Source organism: Parendozoicomonas callyspongiae (assembly GCF_023502345.1).
GTDB classification, from domain to species: domain Bacteria; phylum Pseudomonadota; class Gammaproteobacteria; order Pseudomonadales; family Endozoicomonadaceae; genus Sansalvadorimonas; species Sansalvadorimonas callyspongiae.
This window is the reverse complement of record NZ_JAMFLX010000029.1, coordinates 33,592-50,215: the sequence shown is the minus strand read 5'-3', so window position 1 is coordinate 50,215 and position 16,624 is coordinate 33,592. Positions and strand designations below refer to the sequence as shown.

The 16,624-nt window shown below is 50.5% G+C and carries 16 protein-coding genes; 10 read left to right on the top strand and 6 right to left on the bottom strand.

The window, feature by feature from the left end:
- Positions 1 to 20 precede the first annotated feature (20 nt).
- From nrfA (M3P05_RS17245) to M3P05_RS17235, 3 genes are read right to left on the bottom strand one after another with little or no spacing between them, the layout of a single operon-like run.
- A complete protein-coding gene (nrfA, locus tag M3P05_RS17245; RefSeq protein WP_249701301.1) occupies positions 21 to 1,421 on the bottom strand; it encodes an ammonia-forming cytochrome c nitrite reductase in 1,401 nt (466 codons plus the stop codon).
- A complete protein-coding gene (locus M3P05_RS17240) occupies positions 1,418 to 3,331 on the bottom strand; it encodes a heme lyase CcmF/NrfE family subunit (protein WP_249701300.1) in 1,914 nt (637 codons plus the stop codon). The genes nrfA (M3P05_RS17245) and M3P05_RS17240 overlap by 4 nt, the downstream gene beginning before the upstream one ends.
- 32 nt (positions 3,332 to 3,363) lie before the next feature.
- The gene (locus M3P05_RS17235; protein ID WP_249701299.1) at positions 3,364 to 3,963 is read right to left on the bottom strand and encodes a NapC/NirT family cytochrome c; all 600 of its coding nucleotides are present in this window, start codon (positions 3,961 to 3,963) and stop codon (positions 3,364 to 3,366) included.
- Between the two features lie 314 nt (positions 3,964 to 4,277).
- Between M3P05_RS17235 and ccmE (M3P05_RS17230) the strand changes: the two genes are divergently transcribed.
- Entirely contained in the window at positions 4,278 to 4,727 is a 450-nt protein-coding gene (ccmE, locus tag M3P05_RS17230; RefSeq protein WP_249701298.1) for a cytochrome c maturation protein CcmE, read from the top strand.
- Positions 4,728 to 4,775: 48 nt separating this feature from the next.
- Here the strand turns inward: ccmE (M3P05_RS17230) and nrfA (M3P05_RS17225) are convergent, their stop codons facing one another.
- From nrfA (M3P05_RS17225) to M3P05_RS17215, 3 genes are read right to left on the bottom strand one after another with little or no spacing between them, the layout of a single operon-like run.
- A complete protein-coding gene (gene nrfA / locus M3P05_RS17225; protein WP_249701297.1) occupies positions 4,776 to 6,182 on the bottom strand; it encodes an ammonia-forming cytochrome c nitrite reductase in 1,407 nt (468 codons plus the stop codon).
- Complete coding sequence (locus tag M3P05_RS17220; protein WP_249701296.1) at positions 6,179 to 8,098, bottom strand: heme lyase CcmF/NrfE family subunit; 1,920 nt, start codon at positions 8,096 to 8,098, stop codon at positions 6,179 to 6,181. The genes nrfA (M3P05_RS17225) and M3P05_RS17220 overlap by 4 nt, the downstream gene beginning before the upstream one ends.
- A 12-nt stretch (positions 8,099 to 8,110) precedes the next feature.
- Positions 8,111 to 8,722, bottom strand: a complete 612-nt coding sequence (locus M3P05_RS17215; RefSeq protein ID WP_249701294.1) for a NapC/NirT family cytochrome c — start codon at positions 8,720 to 8,722, stop codon at positions 8,111 to 8,113.
- Between the two features lie 642 nt (positions 8,723 to 9,364).
- On the opposite strand from M3P05_RS17215, the gene ccmA reads away from it, so the two are divergent.
- The 9 genes from ccmA to ccmI all read left to right on the top strand — a co-directional run bounded on the left by ccmA (position 9,365) and on the right by ccmI (position 16,399).
- Entirely contained in the window at positions 9,365 to 9,994 is a 630-nt protein-coding gene (ccmA, locus tag M3P05_RS17210; protein WP_408635948.1) for a cytochrome c biogenesis heme-transporting ATPase CcmA, read from the top strand.
- Positions 9,991 to 10,680, top strand: a complete 690-nt coding sequence (ccmB, locus tag M3P05_RS17205) for a heme exporter protein CcmB (protein ID WP_249701292.1) — start codon at positions 9,991 to 9,993, stop codon at positions 10,678 to 10,680. Before ccmA ends, ccmB begins: the two co-directional genes overlap by 4 nt.
- Positions 10,681 to 10,815: 135 nt before the next feature.
- Positions 10,816 to 11,535, top strand: a complete 720-nt coding sequence (locus M3P05_RS17200) for a heme ABC transporter permease (RefSeq protein WP_249701291.1) — start codon at positions 10,816 to 10,818, stop codon at positions 11,533 to 11,535.
- Positions 11,535 to 11,711 (top strand): heme exporter protein CcmD, encoded by a 177-nt coding sequence (ccmD, locus tag M3P05_RS17195; protein ID WP_249701290.1) that lies wholly within the window; start codon positions 11,535 to 11,537, stop codon positions 11,709 to 11,711. The genes M3P05_RS17200 and ccmD overlap by 1 nt, the downstream gene beginning before the upstream one ends.
- Entirely contained in the window at positions 11,708 to 12,154 is a 447-nt protein-coding gene (ccmE, locus tag M3P05_RS17190) for a cytochrome c maturation protein CcmE (protein ID WP_249701289.1), read from the top strand. Before ccmD ends, ccmE (M3P05_RS17190) begins: the two co-directional genes overlap by 4 nt.
- Positions 12,154 to 14,139, top strand: a complete 1,986-nt coding sequence (locus M3P05_RS17185) for a heme lyase CcmF/NrfE family subunit (protein ID WP_249701288.1) — start codon at positions 12,154 to 12,156, stop codon at positions 14,137 to 14,139. The genes ccmE (M3P05_RS17190) and M3P05_RS17185 overlap by 1 nt, the downstream gene beginning before the upstream one ends.
- Before the next feature lie 12 nt (positions 14,140 to 14,151).
- Positions 14,152 to 14,697, top strand: coding sequence for a DsbE family thiol:disulfide interchange protein (locus tag M3P05_RS17180; protein ID WP_249701287.1), 546 nt, complete (start codon positions 14,152 to 14,154; stop codon positions 14,695 to 14,697).
- Entirely contained in the window at positions 14,697 to 15,188 is a 492-nt protein-coding gene (locus M3P05_RS17175) for a cytochrome c-type biogenesis protein (RefSeq protein ID WP_249701286.1), read from the top strand. Before M3P05_RS17180 ends, M3P05_RS17175 begins: the two co-directional genes overlap by 1 nt.
- On the top strand, positions 15,185 to 16,399 hold the full coding sequence (gene ccmI, locus M3P05_RS17170) for a c-type cytochrome biogenesis protein CcmI (protein WP_249701285.1): 1,215 nt from the start codon (positions 15,185 to 15,187) through the stop codon (positions 16,397 to 16,399). The genes M3P05_RS17175 and ccmI overlap by 4 nt, the downstream gene beginning before the upstream one ends.
- Positions 16,400 to 16,624: the final 225 nt, after the last annotated feature.

Below are 16,624 nucleotides of genomic sequence, written 5' to 3'. Positions count from 1 at the left end.
GTTAAAGCAAACTGATTTGATTACAGTAATCCTTTCGCTTTTGCTTCAGCATCCCACTTAGGCAGAATCTCTTTCTTGAATTTCTCCTTATCAGCTTTCAGTTTCTCCATATCCAGTCCGATATAAGCCTGCGCCTTCTCTTTGGTAGTGATATCAGGCATTGGAATTTCTTTGGTTATGCCATAACGTGCCAGAATCCGTGCCAGTTCAGTACGTGCTTTACCTGACTGATCAAGAGATGATCCCAGAACCCGCAGCACTTCTTCTGGAGCGTGGAAAGACGCGCCATGGGAAGCAACCGCATAATCCCAGCGCCACTGGGCATGGCGGATAAGCATCAGCACTTTTTCCATCTCTTTGTCGCTGGCTCCTGCATCCCAGGCTGCTTTCGCTTCAACATGGGCACGTACCAGCATGTCTTCGGTCTTGATTCTCAACTGTTTGACCTGATCCTGGCGAGCGTAGGTTACTTCAAGCAGGTACTTCTCGCTCTGGCTGTGGCAGGTTTTACAGGAAGCCTGGATATCTCTTAATGGACTGACCACCCTGTGGTCGGTAAAGGTAACTCCTTTGTCCCGCCGTTGGGGCATATGACAGGCAGCACAGGAGACATTATTGCGCCCGTGCACACCTTCCTTCCACATCTCGTAACCTGGGTGCTGGGCTTTCAGCATGGGAGCTTTGGACAGTTTATGAGTCCAGTCTTTGAAATTTCTGTTGTCGTAATAAACTTCAACCTCTTCAGCCAGAGTGCCGTTATCCCAGGGCAGGGTGACGATTTTATCTTTTCCAGCAAAGTAGTATTCAACATGGCATTGGGCACAAACCATGGTTCGCCAGTCATGCTGTGTCAGTTTACTCGGATCTTGCCCTGAAGCCTTCAGAGCTTCATACAGATGAGGGCGACCGGCCCGCAGCGTCATATCCTTACCGGGATCGTGGCAGTCAATACAACCGATTGGGTTAACAATCTCGCTGCCTTTACTGAACCACTTTCCTTTGAAAAAATTGTTTCCCTCTTTTGCCAGAAGACGGGTGTCGTCGGTGCTTTTACAAGTCCAGCAGGCATTGGGCATCGGGCCATCTGTTGGTTTCATCGGGGCACCGGTGCGCAGGGTGTTACGCACGTCGGTAACCGCATGCATATGCCCGCGGGGGGCGTTGTAATCCTTGGAGAATCCATAACCTGCCCAAAGCACGACTAAGCGTGGATCGGACTCAAGGGCATCTTCCATAACATTGCCAAGGTGTTTGCTTTTGAAATCCATCTCGGCCGTCTGCTTCCAGGTTTCGTACTGGCGCGGGAACTCATCTTCGAACATTCGGTTTCGGGCTTCCAGAGGACCTATCTCGGCACTGACCGTAGATGAGGTCAGAAGCGTGGCCATAACTCCTGGTATTAGCGCTCGACAGTGGTTCATACACGTTCTCCTGACCTGTTATGACCTGGGCTGAACAGATGCTGAATATTGGAGAGCAGCATCTTTATTGTGCCCACGATACGTTGAGAAAAGTGGAAGCAGGCAATAACCATAAAAAATGCCCCCAGCCAAAGCAGGCTGATGTAGGGGATGACTTTCAGACGAACTGCCCAGGAACCATCACCAAACGGTTCACCTAGGGCAATGTAGAAATCCTGTTGAAGCATGGAATGCTGGTCAGTTTCAGCCAGCACCTGCCCGAAATAGGGAAAGAAGCGTTTCTCTGGATGAATAGAGGCGATGGACTGGTTGTTTCTGGTCACATTGAAAAAACCAAGGTCGGCGACATAGTTCGGACCCATGACCGGGGTCGTTCCAGAAAACTCAAAGATGAAACTGCCAAGCTCGGTCTGATCATCAGCCCAGAGTCTTGTTTCAGAAATCAGGCTGCCTCTTTCTGTCAGGGTGCCTCCTGCTATGGCAAGAGCCAGACCAAGGTGAGCCAGTTGACTGTTTCGATACCCGGTTTTGAACATTTCCCTGAGGCCGGAAGCAAAAACCAGGAACGCTACTGACAGTGAACTGATAGCAAGATAATCAATACTGCCAATAACTGAGATAGAAACCAGAGTGGCGACAGTCGCTGCTGCCAGAACCCAGAAAGGTAACTCTTTCATGCCTCGGATGAAGTTGTTGAATATCAGAAGACAGCCGAGGGCAAGAACCATTGGAACAATAAAGGTATTGAAATAAGCCGGGCCAACAGAAATTTTTCCAATATCCAGTGCGCTAAGAATAAGTGGGTACATGGTGCCCAGCAAAACCGTAAGGCAGGCCAGAACAAGAACCAGAATTACGGAGATAATGATAAAGTCGGGCCGTTGATAGCTGGCCGTTGCATTATGTTCGACTGGCGGTCTGACGACTAAAGACAGGTATCCACCTGCGGCGACAGCCAGAACAAAAGTAATAATTGAAATTCCAAGAGACGGAGCACTGGTAAAAGAGTGCACGGAAGACAGAATACCGGAACGAACAATAAACATTCCGATAATCATCATCATCTGTGACAGCACAATCAGGCTGACTATAGCTTTTCCCGCCTGCAGGTTTCGTTTGCTGAGAATCAGTGCGTGGAGCAGGGCCGTCAGAGCCAGCCATGGCATCAGTGATGCATTCTCAACCGGATCCCAGAACCACCATCCTCCCCAGCCAAGTTCCCTGTAAGCCCACCAGCTTCCCAGAGCAATCCCGAGAGTTAACCAGCCCCAGGCAGTCAGGGTTTTGTTCCTGGTTTCTCTGTACCAGTTTTTCAAAGGAAGCTTGAGCCAGAGAGCAGCCATAATCAGTGAGAAGACAATGCTTATTCCGCCATAGCCGCAATATAGAGCTGGTGGATGAATGGCCAGCCCCACATCCTGCAGTAATGGGTTCAACCCGCGGCCATCTTCAGAAATTACCTCAGTTGTGGCAAAAGGAGGTTTGAGCGCCAGAAGAAATAGAAAGGCCAGACTGATCAATGCTGAAATTGCCAGGGTTGTGACTCTGAGCCGAAGATCAAGCCTTTTACTGGTGAACCAGAAATACAGGCTCCAGCCGGAGAAGATGGTGATCCACAGTAAAAGTGATCCTTCATGTCCTCCCCAGGTGCCCGTGACTCTGTAAAGCATGGGAAGACGAGCACTGTTGTGTTCTTCCACGTACAAGAGAGAGAGATCCAGCGTCACCATGCTGTAGAGAAGCACGGCAAGGGCAGCAACCAGGCCCAGAAAATGAATCAGGGCCAATGACGCTGTAAAGGAGCTGCTGTTCTGCCAGTGCATCCGATGGATAACAACCGGCTGCAGCACCAGTACAAGACTGGCGATAGCAGCCAGCACAAGCAGTGAATTTCCTATGATTGCAGCCATGATGATAACCAGGCAGTAAATATCTCAGCCAACTAGTCCAGATAAGGAGGGATCTTTTTCTTCATCAGCTTGGTATTGGGCAATTTGTGGGCAATACCCTTGTGACAATCAATACAGGTTCCGCCTTCGGCCAGCATTTTCCTGTGATTGATCTGAGCCCATTCATACTGATGCTCAATAGCCTGCTCGAAGTTGCTGTGGCAGTGGCGGCACGGGGCCGAGTCGTTGGCTTTCATCTTCTTCCACTCACGCTCAGCCATTTCCAGGCGGTGAGCTTCATATTTTTCCGGGGTGTTGATTTTTCCGATGATTGTTCCATAGACTTCTCGTGACGCCTCTATCTTGCGCATGATTTTGCCAAAGGTGTCATGGGGAATATGGCAGTCTGCACACTCGGCAGTCACACCGGAACTGTTCTGATAATGGGTTGTTTCCTTGAATTCAGCCCAGGCATGATCCTCCATCTCATGACAACTGACACAGAATTTCTCGGTGCTGGTGGCACTCATGGAAAATGAGAAGGCACCCCACAGGATAATCATGCCTGCAGCGCCAAACAAAAGGAGCGCGCCAGCGGAATAGCGCACGGAGGGTTGAGACAGAAAGCTCAAAAATTTGCGAACCACAGCCATTGGTTGTTCTCTCAGTACTCTCAGGTATCAGCGGCCTGATGTCACAAAAACAACACCTGTCTGATTTATGAATGCAATTCATAATCAGAATCGGCTGTCATATATTCCAGCTGTTTTAGGCTGTTGTATAAAGTTGTTATTTGGTGAATATCAGGCAAATGACTAGTGAAACATTCTATGACCAGATTGCGACTTGTCTTATAACAAATTTTCCTGACCAATAAGTTGCTTATGTGATCGCGCAAAAATCTCGCAGTATTCGAGAATGCTGGCCTATATTGTGACCGGGCTTTCACTGCAAACGAGATAACGCTTTGACCATAGTCCAAAGACAACGTTTCTATGTTCTGATGTTCATTCTCTGCGGAGTCAGTATCAGTCTGACGATGGCGCTGGTTGCCCTGCAGAGTAACATCAATCTTTTTTTTACCCCGAGCCAGATGATTGCTGGTGAGGCACCTATTGGAAAAACAATCCGGGGAGGCGGGCTTGTGGTGCCTGGTTCTGTTGAGCGAAGCAGCCAGAACCTGAAGGTTCGTTTTGGCATCACGGATGGTGGTGAGCAGATCAGTGTTCGCTATGAAGGGATTCTCCCTGATCTGTTTCAGGAAGGGCAGGGGATTGTTGCTCTGGGGCAGCTTGAACAGTCGGGAGAGTTCTGCGCCAGTGAAGTGCTGGCCAAGCATGATCCAAACTATATGCCACCGGAAGTGAAAGATGCGATAGATAAGGTTCATGCAGAGAAAGGAATTAACAGGCCATAAAAAAACCCGGGAATTTTCCCGGGTTTTTGAACGGTAGCTGACCGAATATTACTTCAGCAGACCATTTTCGCGGGCAGTTGCATCCCACTTGGGCAGAGTGTTCTTCTTGAACTCTTCCTTGGCACCATTGAGCTTGTCCATATCAAGACCGATAAAGGCTTGAGCCTTGGCCTTGGAAGACAGGTCAGGCATTGGGATCTCTTTGTTGACACCATGCTTGGCCAGAATGCGGGTCAGCTCAACACGGGCTTCGCCAGCTTTCTCCAGGGCAGTACCCAGGATACGCAGAACTTCTTCAGGTGCGTGGAAAGATGCACCGTGAGAAGCAATGGAGTAATCCCAGCGCCATTGGGCGTGACGGATAGCCATCAGAGGCTTCTTCATCTCGGCTTCAGTTGCACCGGCCTTCCAGGCTTCACCAGCTTCGATGTGGGCACGGACGATAGCGTCTTCAGCCTTGATCTTCAGTTCTTCAACCTGCTCCTGACGGGCATAGGTTACGTCCAGCAGATACTGTTCGTCCTGGCTGTGACAGGTCTTACAGGTAGCCTTCATATCACGCAGTGGGCTAACCACACGGTGATCGGTGAAGGTCACACCTTTTTCCTTACGCTTAGGCATATGGCAGTCGGCGCAGGATACATTGTTACGACCGTGTACGCCCTCTTTCCAGACTTCAATGCCTGGGTGCTGAGCTTTCAGCATGGGTGCCTTGGAGATCTTGTGAGTCCAGTCTTTAAACTCCAGCTCATCATAGTAGGCTTCCATATCTTCAACCTTGGTACCCTTGGCTGTCGGGAAGGTTACAACCTTATCCTTGCCAGCAAAGTAGTACTCACTATGACACTGGCCACAGACAGCAGACTTCATGTCCTGGTTAGAGATCTTGGCAACATCAACGCCGTTAGGCTGCATGGTAGCCTGGTGGGCAGAGCGGCCTGGGCGCAGCTTCATGTCATCCTTGGTGTCATGACAGTCATAGCAGCCAACTGAATTAACAACCTGATCACCTTTGGAAGCCCACTTACCTTTGAAGTAGTCTTCACCCTGCTCAGCCATCAGTCGGGTGACGTCCGGTCCCTTACAGGTCCAACAGGCATTAGGCATCGGACCATCAGTTGGTTTCTTGGGGGCACCGGTACGCAGGGTGTTGCGAAGATCGGTGATGGCATACATATGGCCGCGGGGGGCATTGTAATCCTTGGAAAAGCCGTAGCCAGCCCAGAGAACAACTAAACGAGGATCCTTCTCGAGCATATCTTCCATCTTGTTGCCAAGATGCTTGCTCTTGAAGTCCATCTCTTCAGTGCTCTTCCAGCTTTCAAACTGGTGAGGGTAGCCCTTCTCAAATTTGTCATTCCGGGATTCTGGAATTTCAGTAGGAGCCGCATTTGCTAAACCTGTAGTCAGCAGCGTGGCGAGTACCCCGGTTAATAACGTTCGACAGTGAATCATGCCTGTTCTCCTGACTTGTTATTGTGTGCGCAAAAGGTGTTGGGTTGATACGAAAGGAGCATTTTGGAAATACTCATGGGACGTTTAACAAAACGACAGCAGCTGAAGGTCATGATGAGAGATCCGAGCCACAGCAGACTGATAAAGGGAATGACGCGCAGACGAACAGCCCAGGAACCGTCGTTAAAAGGCTCGCCCAGTGCGACATAGAGGTCATTGTTCAGTTCCGGCAGATTACCGGCCTCGGTCATGACCTGTTGACCGAATTGCGGATACAACCGCTTCTCCGGGTTGATGACTCCGACAACCTCATCATCTTTGGTGACATCAAAGAAGCCAAAATCTGAGAAATAGTTGGGCCCTATCACCGGAGTGGTTCCGGAAAACTCGAATGAGTAACCGCCGAGATCAGCGGAATCACCGGGCCACATCCGTAATTCCATAATATCGGTGCCACGCTCAGACAGAGTGCCGCCAAGCAGCGTCAGAGCCAGACCGATATGGGCAACCGTACCGCCACGAATCCCGAAGAAGCGAAGTTCTCTGATTGCAGCCACCAGAATCACCAGGGCAATAGTCACCGAAGTGATCGCCAGCCAGTCAAGTTCACCAATAACGGTATAAACTGAGGAACCTGCCAGCAGTCCAGCGCCCAAGAATGCGGTGAGAGCCTGCTTGAGGTCGCCGCGCAGGCTTGAGTAAGCCAGTACTGCACCGGTGATCAGTGTGAGTGGTACAAAGAAGGTGTTGAAGTAGGCTGGTCCAACAGAGATCTTGCCGAGATCAAGAACTTCCAGTACGAAGGGGTACATGGTTCCCAGCAGAACTGTGGCACAGGCCAGAACCAGGAAGATAATGGCAGCCACTATCATCATATCGGCCCTGGAGTAGCGGGACGTAGCCTGATTCTCCACGGGAGGCCGCAAAACCTGTGTCATATAACCGCAGGCAGTTGTCAGTACAATAAATGTAATGATGGTCATGCCCAGGGTTGGGTCACTGGTAAAGGAGTGAACCGAAGACATAATGCCGGAACGAACAATAAACATGCCGATCAGCATCAGTGCCTGGGTTGCTGTTGCCAGACCTGCAATGGTGTGGGCGGCTTTTCGGTTACGTTTGGCCAGAATGCCAGCATGCAGAAGTGCACTCAGTGACAGCCATGGCATCAGGGAAGCGTTTTCAGCAGGATCCCAGAACCACCATCCGCCCCAGCCGAGTTCCAGATAGGCCCACCAGCTTCCGAGAGCGATACCGAGTGTCAGCCAGCCCCAGGCGGTAACAGCTGTTCGCTGCATTTCGCGCACCCATTCCCGCACTGGAAGCCTGAGAATCAGTGCCGCCATAACCATGGCAAAGACAATACTGATTCCTGCATAACCGATATAAAGCGTCGGTGGATGTATACCCAGCCCGGCATCCTGCAGCATCGGGTTGAGACCCTGACCATCTTCCGGGATATAGAACTTCATGGCGCGGAAGGGAGGTGACAGTACCAGCAACGCCTGAAAACCGAGACTGACGGCTGCGGTAATCGACAAAGTGATCCGGCGCAGCTGCTGGTTCATATGACTGCTGCCCAGCCAGAACAGGAAGCTCCAGCCTGCCAACGTCGAAGTCCACAGTAGAAGTGAACCTTCATGACCGCCCCAGGTACCGGTAATGCGGTACAGCATGGGCAGATTTATGCTGGTATTTTTCACCACATATTCCAGTGAAAAATCCAGGGTCGCCATGGAATAAATAAGAAGGGACAGAGCACCAGCCAGGCCCAGAAACTGACCTATAGCCAGTACACCGGTCAAGCGGCGGGTGGTTGCCTCACTCATCCAGCGGCTGCCGGCAGGCAGCAGGGTCAGCAAAATACTGACCCCGAACGCGGAGGTGAGAAGCAGATAGCCTGCGGTAGAAGCCATCAATAAAGCCCCTTACTGAGCCTTGTAATCGATAGATTCGGGGATCTGCTTATGCATCTGCTTGGTGTTGGGCAGCTTGTGGGCAATACCCTGGTGGCAATCGATACAGGTCTTGCCTTCAGCGATCATTTTCTTGTGATTAATCTGGGCCCACTCGTACTGGTTTTCGATATTACGTTCGAAATCGCTGTGACAGGCACGGCAGTTAGCTGAATCGTTGGCGCGCATCTTGCCCCATTCACGCTCAGCCATTTCCAGACGGTGTGCTTCATACTTTTCAGGAGTATCGATCTTGCCGATGATGTTTCCGTACACTTCACGGGAGGCTTCGATCTTGCGGAAGATCTTGCCGACAGTGTCATGGGGAATGTGACAGTCAGCGCATTCGGCTGTTACGCCAGAGCTGTTGGAATAGTGGATGGTCTCTTTGTATTCGGCGTAAGCGTTGGCTTCCATTTCATGGCAGCTGATACAGAATTCTTCTGTACTGGTTGCATTCATGGTGAAATTAAATCCACCCCATAAAATAAGGGCGCCGGCTGCTCCAGCCAAAATAAGTGCGCCGGCTGAATACCGGACAGAGGGTTTCGATAAAAAACCGAGTAGATTTCTCACAACAGTCATTGATTTCTCTCTCCGCTACCTGGCCCTGAGGGATTTTTTTAACAAGGAAGAAACATTCATTTATTTTGCATCAGGAGAAATTCTGATGAGTGTTGAATAAATCTTTATTGATAAGAATCAAGCGTGAATTAATTAGTTTTTTTTAAGTGTTAATCACGTAGATTCCGATTAAAAAATGAGCTAAGCAAATACAGTTTCTGACTTTATTTTTGAGAATGATTTTCGTTTCATTTTCTCAAGAAATAAGGGATTATGCGGCATACCACTTAAGGGGTATATGGTTTTGTCTTATAGTGTTAGCTCAAAATACCACCAAAAATACAGAAAGAGTGAGTGATGATCTTTTTGCAGTCTGAAGCAAAAATTATTCAGGCAACGTCAACCGTTATTTTACCACTTGTTAAGTAAGGCGATATTGACTCTGGTAGGTGTTATTGCCTAAAAGTGGTAGAAAGTTAATTGCTGGAAGTTTTGTTTTCTTGGGTTTATTAAACCGAAGCAGGCCATCAATTAATTATTTTATAAATAAAGATGAGCAGGCCAGGATAATAATTGTTGCAGTTTATTCGTTAAAGGAAGCTGCAAAATCTTTCCGAACTGTAATATAGTAGCCGGGTTTTCAACCGGTGCTGGATGGACGGTTTGCTGCAATTAAGTGTTTCCGACCTGACTTGTGAACGGGATGGTCGGTGTCTGTTCGAAAATCTTGCGTTCACACTCTGTTCTGGTGATGTGCTGCAGGTATCCGGCCCCAATGGTGTGGGCAAGACTACCCTGCTCAGAATTGTTGCCGGCCTTTCGCTCGATTTTCATGGTCAGGTTGACTGGTGTGGTTCGCCGGTTGATGAAGACAAGCCAGGTTTCCACAGTCACCTCCTTTATATGGGGCATCAGCCCGGTGTAAAAGCCACCATGTCCCCGGAAGAGAATCTGCGCTGGGCCATGGGGCTGCACTATTCTATTACCGTTCAGGAAATCTACCAGGCTCTGGAGAAAGTAGGTCTGCGGGGTTACGAAGATGTTCCCTGCTATCGGCTATCTGCGGGACAGAACCGCCGAGTTGCCCTGGCGCGCCTGCATTTAAAAAACAAACAGAAACTCTGGATTCTGGATGAGCCATTTACCGCCATTGATCTTCAGGGAACAGCCGAGCTGGAACAGCTGATGGTTGATCATGCTAAAGATGGCGGGCTTGTGATGATGACCACGCACCACGAGATGAATCTGGATTATTCCGGTTTCCGTAAATTAGCCCTGGAACCAAGTGTATGAGCCAGAGTGTGAGTTTGTTGCAGGGCGCAAAAACCATTTTTACACGGGATATCCGGCTGGCGGTGCGAAATCGCGGCGATATGGTCAACCCGCTGATCTTTTTTGTACTGGTTGCCAGCCTGTTTCCCTTAGGTGTTGGGCCTGATCCAAAACTACTGACCATTATGGGTGGCGGGGTAATCTGGGTATCGGCACTGCTTGCTAATCTGCTGGCAATGGACAGTCTGTTCCGCTCTGATTATGAAGATGGTTCACTGGAACTGCTGCTGCTCAGTCCTCAGCCGCTCTGGGTGATGGTTATGGCCAAGGTGGTTGTGCACTGGTTGATTACCGGCCTGCCGCTCACTCTGCTTTCACCGGTGCTGGCAGTGATGTTTGATGTGCCGGGTGAAGCTATACCGGCTGTGTTCCTGACTCTGCTTATGGGTACACCATTACTAAGCCTTATTGGAGCAATTGGTGCCGGTTTGACCGTTGGCCTAAGAAAAGGAGGAATATTGCTTTCCCTTCTTATCCTGCCTCTCTATATTCCTGTTTTGATTCTCGGGACCGGGTGTATCGGGGCGGCCATCAGTGAGTTGCCGTGGGTTCCTTTCTTAATGTGGCAGGGGGCTCTACTGATGCTGGGTATAACCTTTGCCCCTCTGGCAATCGCCGCATCATTGCGGGTCAGTATTAGTGGTTGAGTGAATAATGATCGGTATCAATAGGAAATAATCTAGCTAGAGTTCCGGTAGACGCGGGGTTCTAAAACCATAGAATAGGTTCGAAAGTTCAAGGGGTAGCTTTTCCTTATCATGAAGTGGACGTTTTTTCATCGAATGGCATCACCCAAGTGGTTCTATGAATTCAGCGGGAAATGCCTGCCCTGGGTCGGTGGCCTTGCCTTGATCGGCGTGTTGACAGGAATTATCTGGGGGCTGTTGTTTACTCCTCCTGATTATCTGCAGGGCAACAGCTACCGGATAATATTCCTGCATGTACCTTCGGCCTCACTGGCCTTGACAGTTTATGTCAGTCTGGCGATTTCGGCCGGGATTGGCTTTATCTGGAAAATCAAACTGGCCGATCTGGCCGCGAAGTGCCTGGCACCAATCGGTGCATCCTTCTGTGCTCTTGCCCTTGTGACCGGAGCTATCTGGGGTAAGCCAACCTGGGGAACCTGGTGGGTGTGGGATGCTCGTCTGACCTCAATGCTGATTCTTCTGTTCCTGTACCTTGGCTTGATTGCTCTGCGTGAAGCTATCACCAGTCAGGATACTGCTGCCCGAGCCTGTGCCGTACTGTCCATGGTCGGACTGGTGAATATTCCCATTATCAAATTTTCCGTGGACTGGTGGAACACTCTGCACCAGGGCGCGACTATCAAGGTGACCAAGGGGGCATCCATGGCACCGGAGATGCTGATACCGTTGCTGATATCCATTTTTGCTTTTTATCTGTTCTGCCTGTTTGTCTTTTTGATTCGGCTCCGAACTGAAATTGTCAGTCGTGAGCAGCGCACTTCCTGGGTGCGTGGAATGCTGGGTGTGAGGTCCTGATGTATTTTGAAGATCTGAACAGTCTGATCTCCATGGGGGGACACGGACCTTACGTATGGGGTGCCTACCTGCTGGGCTTTATCGTACTGGGCTGGAACCTGGTATCTCCCATTCTTCACCGAAAAAAAACTATTGCTGAACTTCGTCGTCAATTGCGCAGGGAGGGGCGTCTGTGAAAGCTGTCCGTAAACAACGTTTGATGTTGCTGGTCTTTATTGCTTTGGGTGTAGCTTCTGCTGTTGGCCTGGCAATGGTAGCGCTGCAGGAAAATATTAATCTCTATTTCTCTCCTGCACAGATGCAGGCCGGTGAGGCACCGGTCGAGAAAACAATTCGTGGTGGTGGTCTGGTTGTTCCCGGCAGTGTGGAGCGTGCTTCAGACAGCCTGAAAGTGAAATTCCAGATTACCGATGGTGCCGGAACGATTACTGTGCACTATGAAGGTATTCTTCCTGATCTGTTCCAGGAAGGTCAGGGAGTTGTCGGGACCGGCAAGCTGGACAAGAATAATGAGTTCCATGCTTCTGAAATTCTGGCCAAGCATGACTCCAACTACATGCCACCTGAAGTTCAGGACGCTATCGATAAAGCACATCCGACCAATAACGGAGAGGGCTGATGATTCCTGAACTTGGTCAGCTTTCGCTGATACTGTCACTCTGTCTGGCGCTGCTCCTTGGAATAGTGCCGATGATCGGCAGTTATACCGGGCATCGCAACTGGCAGGCGCTGGCAAAACCGCTGGCTGCTGGCCAGTTTGTGTTTATGTCCATGGCTTTTCTTGTGATGGCGCAGGCCTTTGCTACTGACGACTTTTCTGTTGCCTACGTGGCCAACCACTCCAACAGTCAGTTACCACTGGCCTTCAAACTCAGTGCTATCTGGGGGGGGCATGAAGGTTCCCTGCTGCTGTGGGCCTATATGCTGGTTGGCTGGACACTGGCTGTAGCAGTGTTCTCCGGTAATCTGCCGCGTATTATGCTGGCCAGAGTTCTTTCCATCATGGGGTTGGTCAGCACAGGCTTCCAGCTGTTTATGCTACTGACATCCAATCCATTCACACGACTTTTGCCGTATCCTCCGGCGGACGGCGGAGACCTGAACCCGCTGCTGCAGGATATTGGTCTGATTATTCATCCGCCGACGCTTTATATGGGTTATGTCGGGTTCTCCGTGGCTTTTGCCTTTGCTATTGCCGCATTGCTGGGTGGGCGTCTGGATGCTGCCTGGGCGCGCTGGAGCCGACCCTGGACCATTGTCGCCTGGATCTTCCTGACTATGGGGATCGTGATTGGCAGTTGGTGGGCTTACTATGAGCTGGGCTGGGGCGGCTGGTGGTTCTGGGATCCAGTTGAAAATGCTTCGTTTATGCCGTGGTTAATGGGCACGGCATTGATCCACTCCTTAGCTGTCTCTGAGAAACGCGGCATCTTCAAGAGCTGGACTGTCCTGCTGGCAATCAGTGCTTTCTCCCTGAGCTTGCTCGGCACATTCCTGGTACGTTCCGGCGTGCTGACTTCGGTTCATGCCTTTGCTTCTGACCCGGCCCGTGGTGCCTTTATCCTGGCGTTCCTGATTGTGGTCGTGGGCAGTTCTCTGCTGATTTTTGCCATGCGGGCTCCGGCAGTACGAAGTGGAAGTGGTTTCTCACTGTTCTCGCTGGAAACCTTCCTGCTGGTTAATAATGTTCTGCTGGTGACTACCTGCGCCATGGTGTTGCTGGGTACGCTCTATCCGTTGCTGATCGATGCGCTGGGTATGGGTAAGATCTCCGTCGGACCTCCTTTCTTTAATACGTCCTTTGTGCCTTTGGCGCTCCTTATGGCGTTAACATTGGGTGCAGGTGTAACGGCGCGCTGGAAAACCGGGGCAGGTCAGTATCTCCTGCAACAGTTAAAGTGGGTGGCTATTGCTTCAGTGGCGCTTGGACTGCTTACCACGTTTATTGCCCATGAAGGCTTCCAGATTCGTGTTGCGATCTCCATGACTCTGGTGTTCTGGGTTGTTCTGGCATCCGGGAAATCTATCCTGAACCGCTGCCGGCATAAGTCATCACTCTGGGTTGGTCTGAAGGCGGTTCCTTCTGCGGTCTGGGGAATGCATACCGCCCATATCGGCCTGGCTGTCGCTATTGTCGGTGTACTGATGACCTCCATGTATGGGGTTGAACGCGACCTGAGAATGGAGCCGGGTGACTCTGTTGAACTGGCTGGCTACACCTTCCGCTTTGATGGTGTTCGTCCGCAGCAGGGGCCCAACTACCTGTCTGATTACGGCACCTTGCTGGTCACAGAAGAGGGTCGCCAGGTTGCCACCCTGCATCCGGAAAAGCGTATGTATAACGTGCAGGGATCGGTAATGACTGAAGCGGGCATTGATGCCGGTCTGACCCGGGACTTGTATGTGGCCTTGGGTGAAAATGTTGGTGGCGATGCCTGGGCTGTGCGTATCCAGGTGAAATCCTTTGTACGCTGGATCTGGCTGGGAGGCATCCTGATGTCGCTCGGCGGTTGTATGGCTGTGCTGGATCGCCGTTATAGAATGCGTGTACACGCGAGAAAAACAGAGATGACTGATGCGGTTGGTGCCGCTGCTCGGGTATAGGGAAAGGTAAGGATGAGACGAGTATTACTGCTGTTACCCCTGATCTTGCTTCTGGCCATGGGGGTGTTGTTCTACCGTGGGTTGTCATTGGATGATGAAGTGCCTTCGGCCCTGGTTTCCCGGCCTTTCCCGGCGTTTGAGCTGCCGTCACTGACCGATCCTGACCGCAAACTGACCCAGGATATGCTCAAGGGGGAGATCTCACTGGTGAATGTCTGGGGAACCTGGTGTCCTACCTGCTATACCGAACATGGTTACCTGATGGAGCTGCAGAATCGTGGCGTGGTTATCTTCGGTATGAATTACAAAGATGATACTGATAAGGCTCGCCAGTGGATCGCGGAACTGGATAATCCTTACAAAGAGATCTTTGTTGATGATGGCCCTATGGGTATCGAGCTGGGTGTGCGCGGTGCGCCGGAAACTTTTCTGGTCGATGCCCAAGGCGTGATTCGCTACAAGCATGAAGGCGATATGAATGAACGGATCTGGCAAGAGAAGTTTGTTCCTCTTATTGAGAAGATTGAGATTGAGCAGATTCGCAGTGGGGGCCAGTAATGTTGAGAGTACTGTCTGCATTCCTGCTTCTGGTTGCCCTGGCTCCGGCCAGCTGGGCAACCATTGATACCTGGGATTTTGAAACCCCGGAACAACAGAAGCGTTATATTACCTTGACCGAGGAACTGCGTTGTCCGAAATGTGACGGGCAGAGTATTGGCGGCTCCAATGCTCCGATAGCCAATGATCTTCGGGAAGTTGTTTACAACAAACTGGTCAATGGTGAGAGTGATCAGGACATCGTTGACTTTATGGTTGATCGATACGGTGAGTTTGTGCTCTACCGACCTAGGGCCACTGGTAAAACCTTCTGGCTCTGGGCTGGCCCTTTCCTGTTCTTTGGGATTGGTCTGGTAGTTCTGCTGGTTATCATTCAACGTTCCCGCAAAATGCAGAAACAGCCAGCCGTTAATAAAGGTTTGACCGAAGAAGAGCGGCGTCGTGTACAACAACTTCTGGACGATGATGCTTCCGGCGAGGGTAAGGTATGACTCTGTTCTGGATACTTGCCATCGCCCTGGTTGTTCTGGCGCTTCTTTTTGTTGTTGTTCCTCTGATGCACTACCGGAAAAAGCCGGTGCCGTGCGAAGGGGATGTTGACCGTAAGAAGGTTAATCTTTCTCTGCACAAGGCCCGCATCGCGGCCCTTGATAAGCAGCTTGCTTCCGGTGAGTTGAAGAGGGAGGAGTACGATACTCAGCGTGCGGAAATGGAAAAAGAGCTGCTGGCGGATATGGATGCCGTAGAAGCTGAAGCAGAGGTGAAAGTGGGTAAGAGTGAAATCACACTTCCGCTCATCTTTGTGGCCCTGATTCCTTTGATTGCATTTGGTATGTACTACCAGTTTGGCTCAGTACGTCAGGTCGAGCAGAAAGTTGCCCTGCAGCAGCTGAGCCGTGAGCAGGATCCAACCCAGGCACTGGCCCAGATAGAGCAGATTGTTGCTGATTTTCCGGAAGATTATCAGACCCGTTATATGCTGGCGGGAATGTATATGTCCCGAGGTCAGTTTGATCGGGCGGCTGTTCAGTATCGTACTGTTATCCGGCAAGTGGGTGAGCAGGCGGAGCCTCTGGCACAGTTGGCCCAGGCTCTGTTCCTTGCCAATGAAAACCAGATCAATATCGAAATTGAAACCATTGTTAAGCGAGCTTTGATTGCTGATCCTGATAACACCACGGCACTTGGGTTGAAGGGGATTTCTGCTTATGAAAAGGGTGACTATCGCAATGCAGTTGCCACTTGGGAAAAGCTGTTGCCAATGACTCGCAAACCGCAGGCTCGTGATGCATTGAGGGCTGGTATTAAGCGAGCTCGTGAGGCTCTGGGTGAGAATGTCAATGAAGGGGGTGTTTCAACAGCAGTTGATTCGGCTGTACAGGTTCAGGTTTCACTCGATGAGTCTTTGCAGTCATTGCCACCACAGACCCGTGTTTTTGTTTATGCGCGCCCACAGGGGCAGAAAATGCCTTTGGCTATCGTATCCCTCTCGGTGAGGGATCTTCCCGGAACGGTTGTACTGGATGATTCCATGATGATGACTGAAGGAATGAAACTGTCTGATTTCAAACTGGTCGATATTGTGGTTCGTATTTCCAAAGACGGCAGTGTTATGCAGCCGGATTATGAAGCGCGATTGGAAGGTGTTGAGGTTGGCAGTGATTCTGTTTCCAAGGTGACAGTTTCAACAAATGGCAGTTGATTAATCCGGGCATTTCACAGGCATGCTCTCGTTTTTACTTGTTTTTTTTTGATTTTAGGACGTTTGGCCTGGTTGGCCGTACACCCTGATATGGTGGTTCTTCGTCAAAGTCCTTGAAGCCACAAACTTCTACGTGACGTTCGAGGCGGTTTGTGAAATGCCCGGGCCAGAATTTTTTGAAAGACTGTCAGCAATAGTCAGTGTGGCTAACAGCTTTAAGGCCCG

Coding starts and splice junctions, on each gene's coding strand:
- nrfA (WP_249701301.1), bottom strand. CDS start 1,421: ATGAACCACTGTCGAGCGCTAATACCAGGAGTTATGGCCACGCTTCTG.
- M3P05_RS17240 (WP_249701300.1), bottom strand. CDS start 3,331: ATGGCTGCAATCATAGGAAATTCACTGCTTGTGCTGGCTGCTATCGCC.
- M3P05_RS17235 (WP_249701299.1), bottom strand. CDS start 3,963: ATGGCTGTGGTTCGCAAATTTTTGAGCTTTCTGTCTCAACCCTCCGTG.
- nrfA (WP_249701297.1), bottom strand. CDS start 6,182: ATGATTCACTGTCGAACGTTATTAACCGGGGTACTCGCCACGCTGCTG.
- M3P05_RS17220 (WP_249701296.1), bottom strand. CDS start 8,098: ATGGCTTCTACCGCAGGCTATCTGCTTCTCACCTCCGCGTTCGGGGTC.
- M3P05_RS17215 (WP_249701294.1), bottom strand. CDS start 8,722: ATGACTGTTGTGAGAAATCTACTCGGTTTTTTATCGAAACCCTCTGTC.
- ccmB (WP_249701292.1), top strand. CDS start 9,991: ATGAGCCAGAGTGTGAGTTTGTTGCAGGGCGCAAAAACCATTTTTACA.
- M3P05_RS17200 (WP_249701291.1), top strand. CDS start 10,816: ATGGCATCACCCAAGTGGTTCTATGAATTCAGCGGGAAATGCCTGCCC.
- ccmD (WP_249701290.1), top strand. CDS start 11,535: ATGTATTTTGAAGATCTGAACAGTCTGATCTCCATGGGGGGACACGGA.
- M3P05_RS17185 (WP_249701288.1), top strand. CDS start 12,154: ATGATTCCTGAACTTGGTCAGCTTTCGCTGATACTGTCACTCTGTCTG.
- M3P05_RS17180 (WP_249701287.1), top strand. CDS start 14,152: ATGAGACGAGTATTACTGCTGTTACCCCTGATCTTGCTTCTGGCCATG.
- M3P05_RS17175 (WP_249701286.1), top strand. CDS start 14,697: ATGTTGAGAGTACTGTCTGCATTCCTGCTTCTGGTTGCCCTGGCTCCG.
- ccmI (WP_249701285.1), top strand. CDS start 15,185: ATGACTCTGTTCTGGATACTTGCCATCGCCCTGGTTGTTCTGGCGCTT.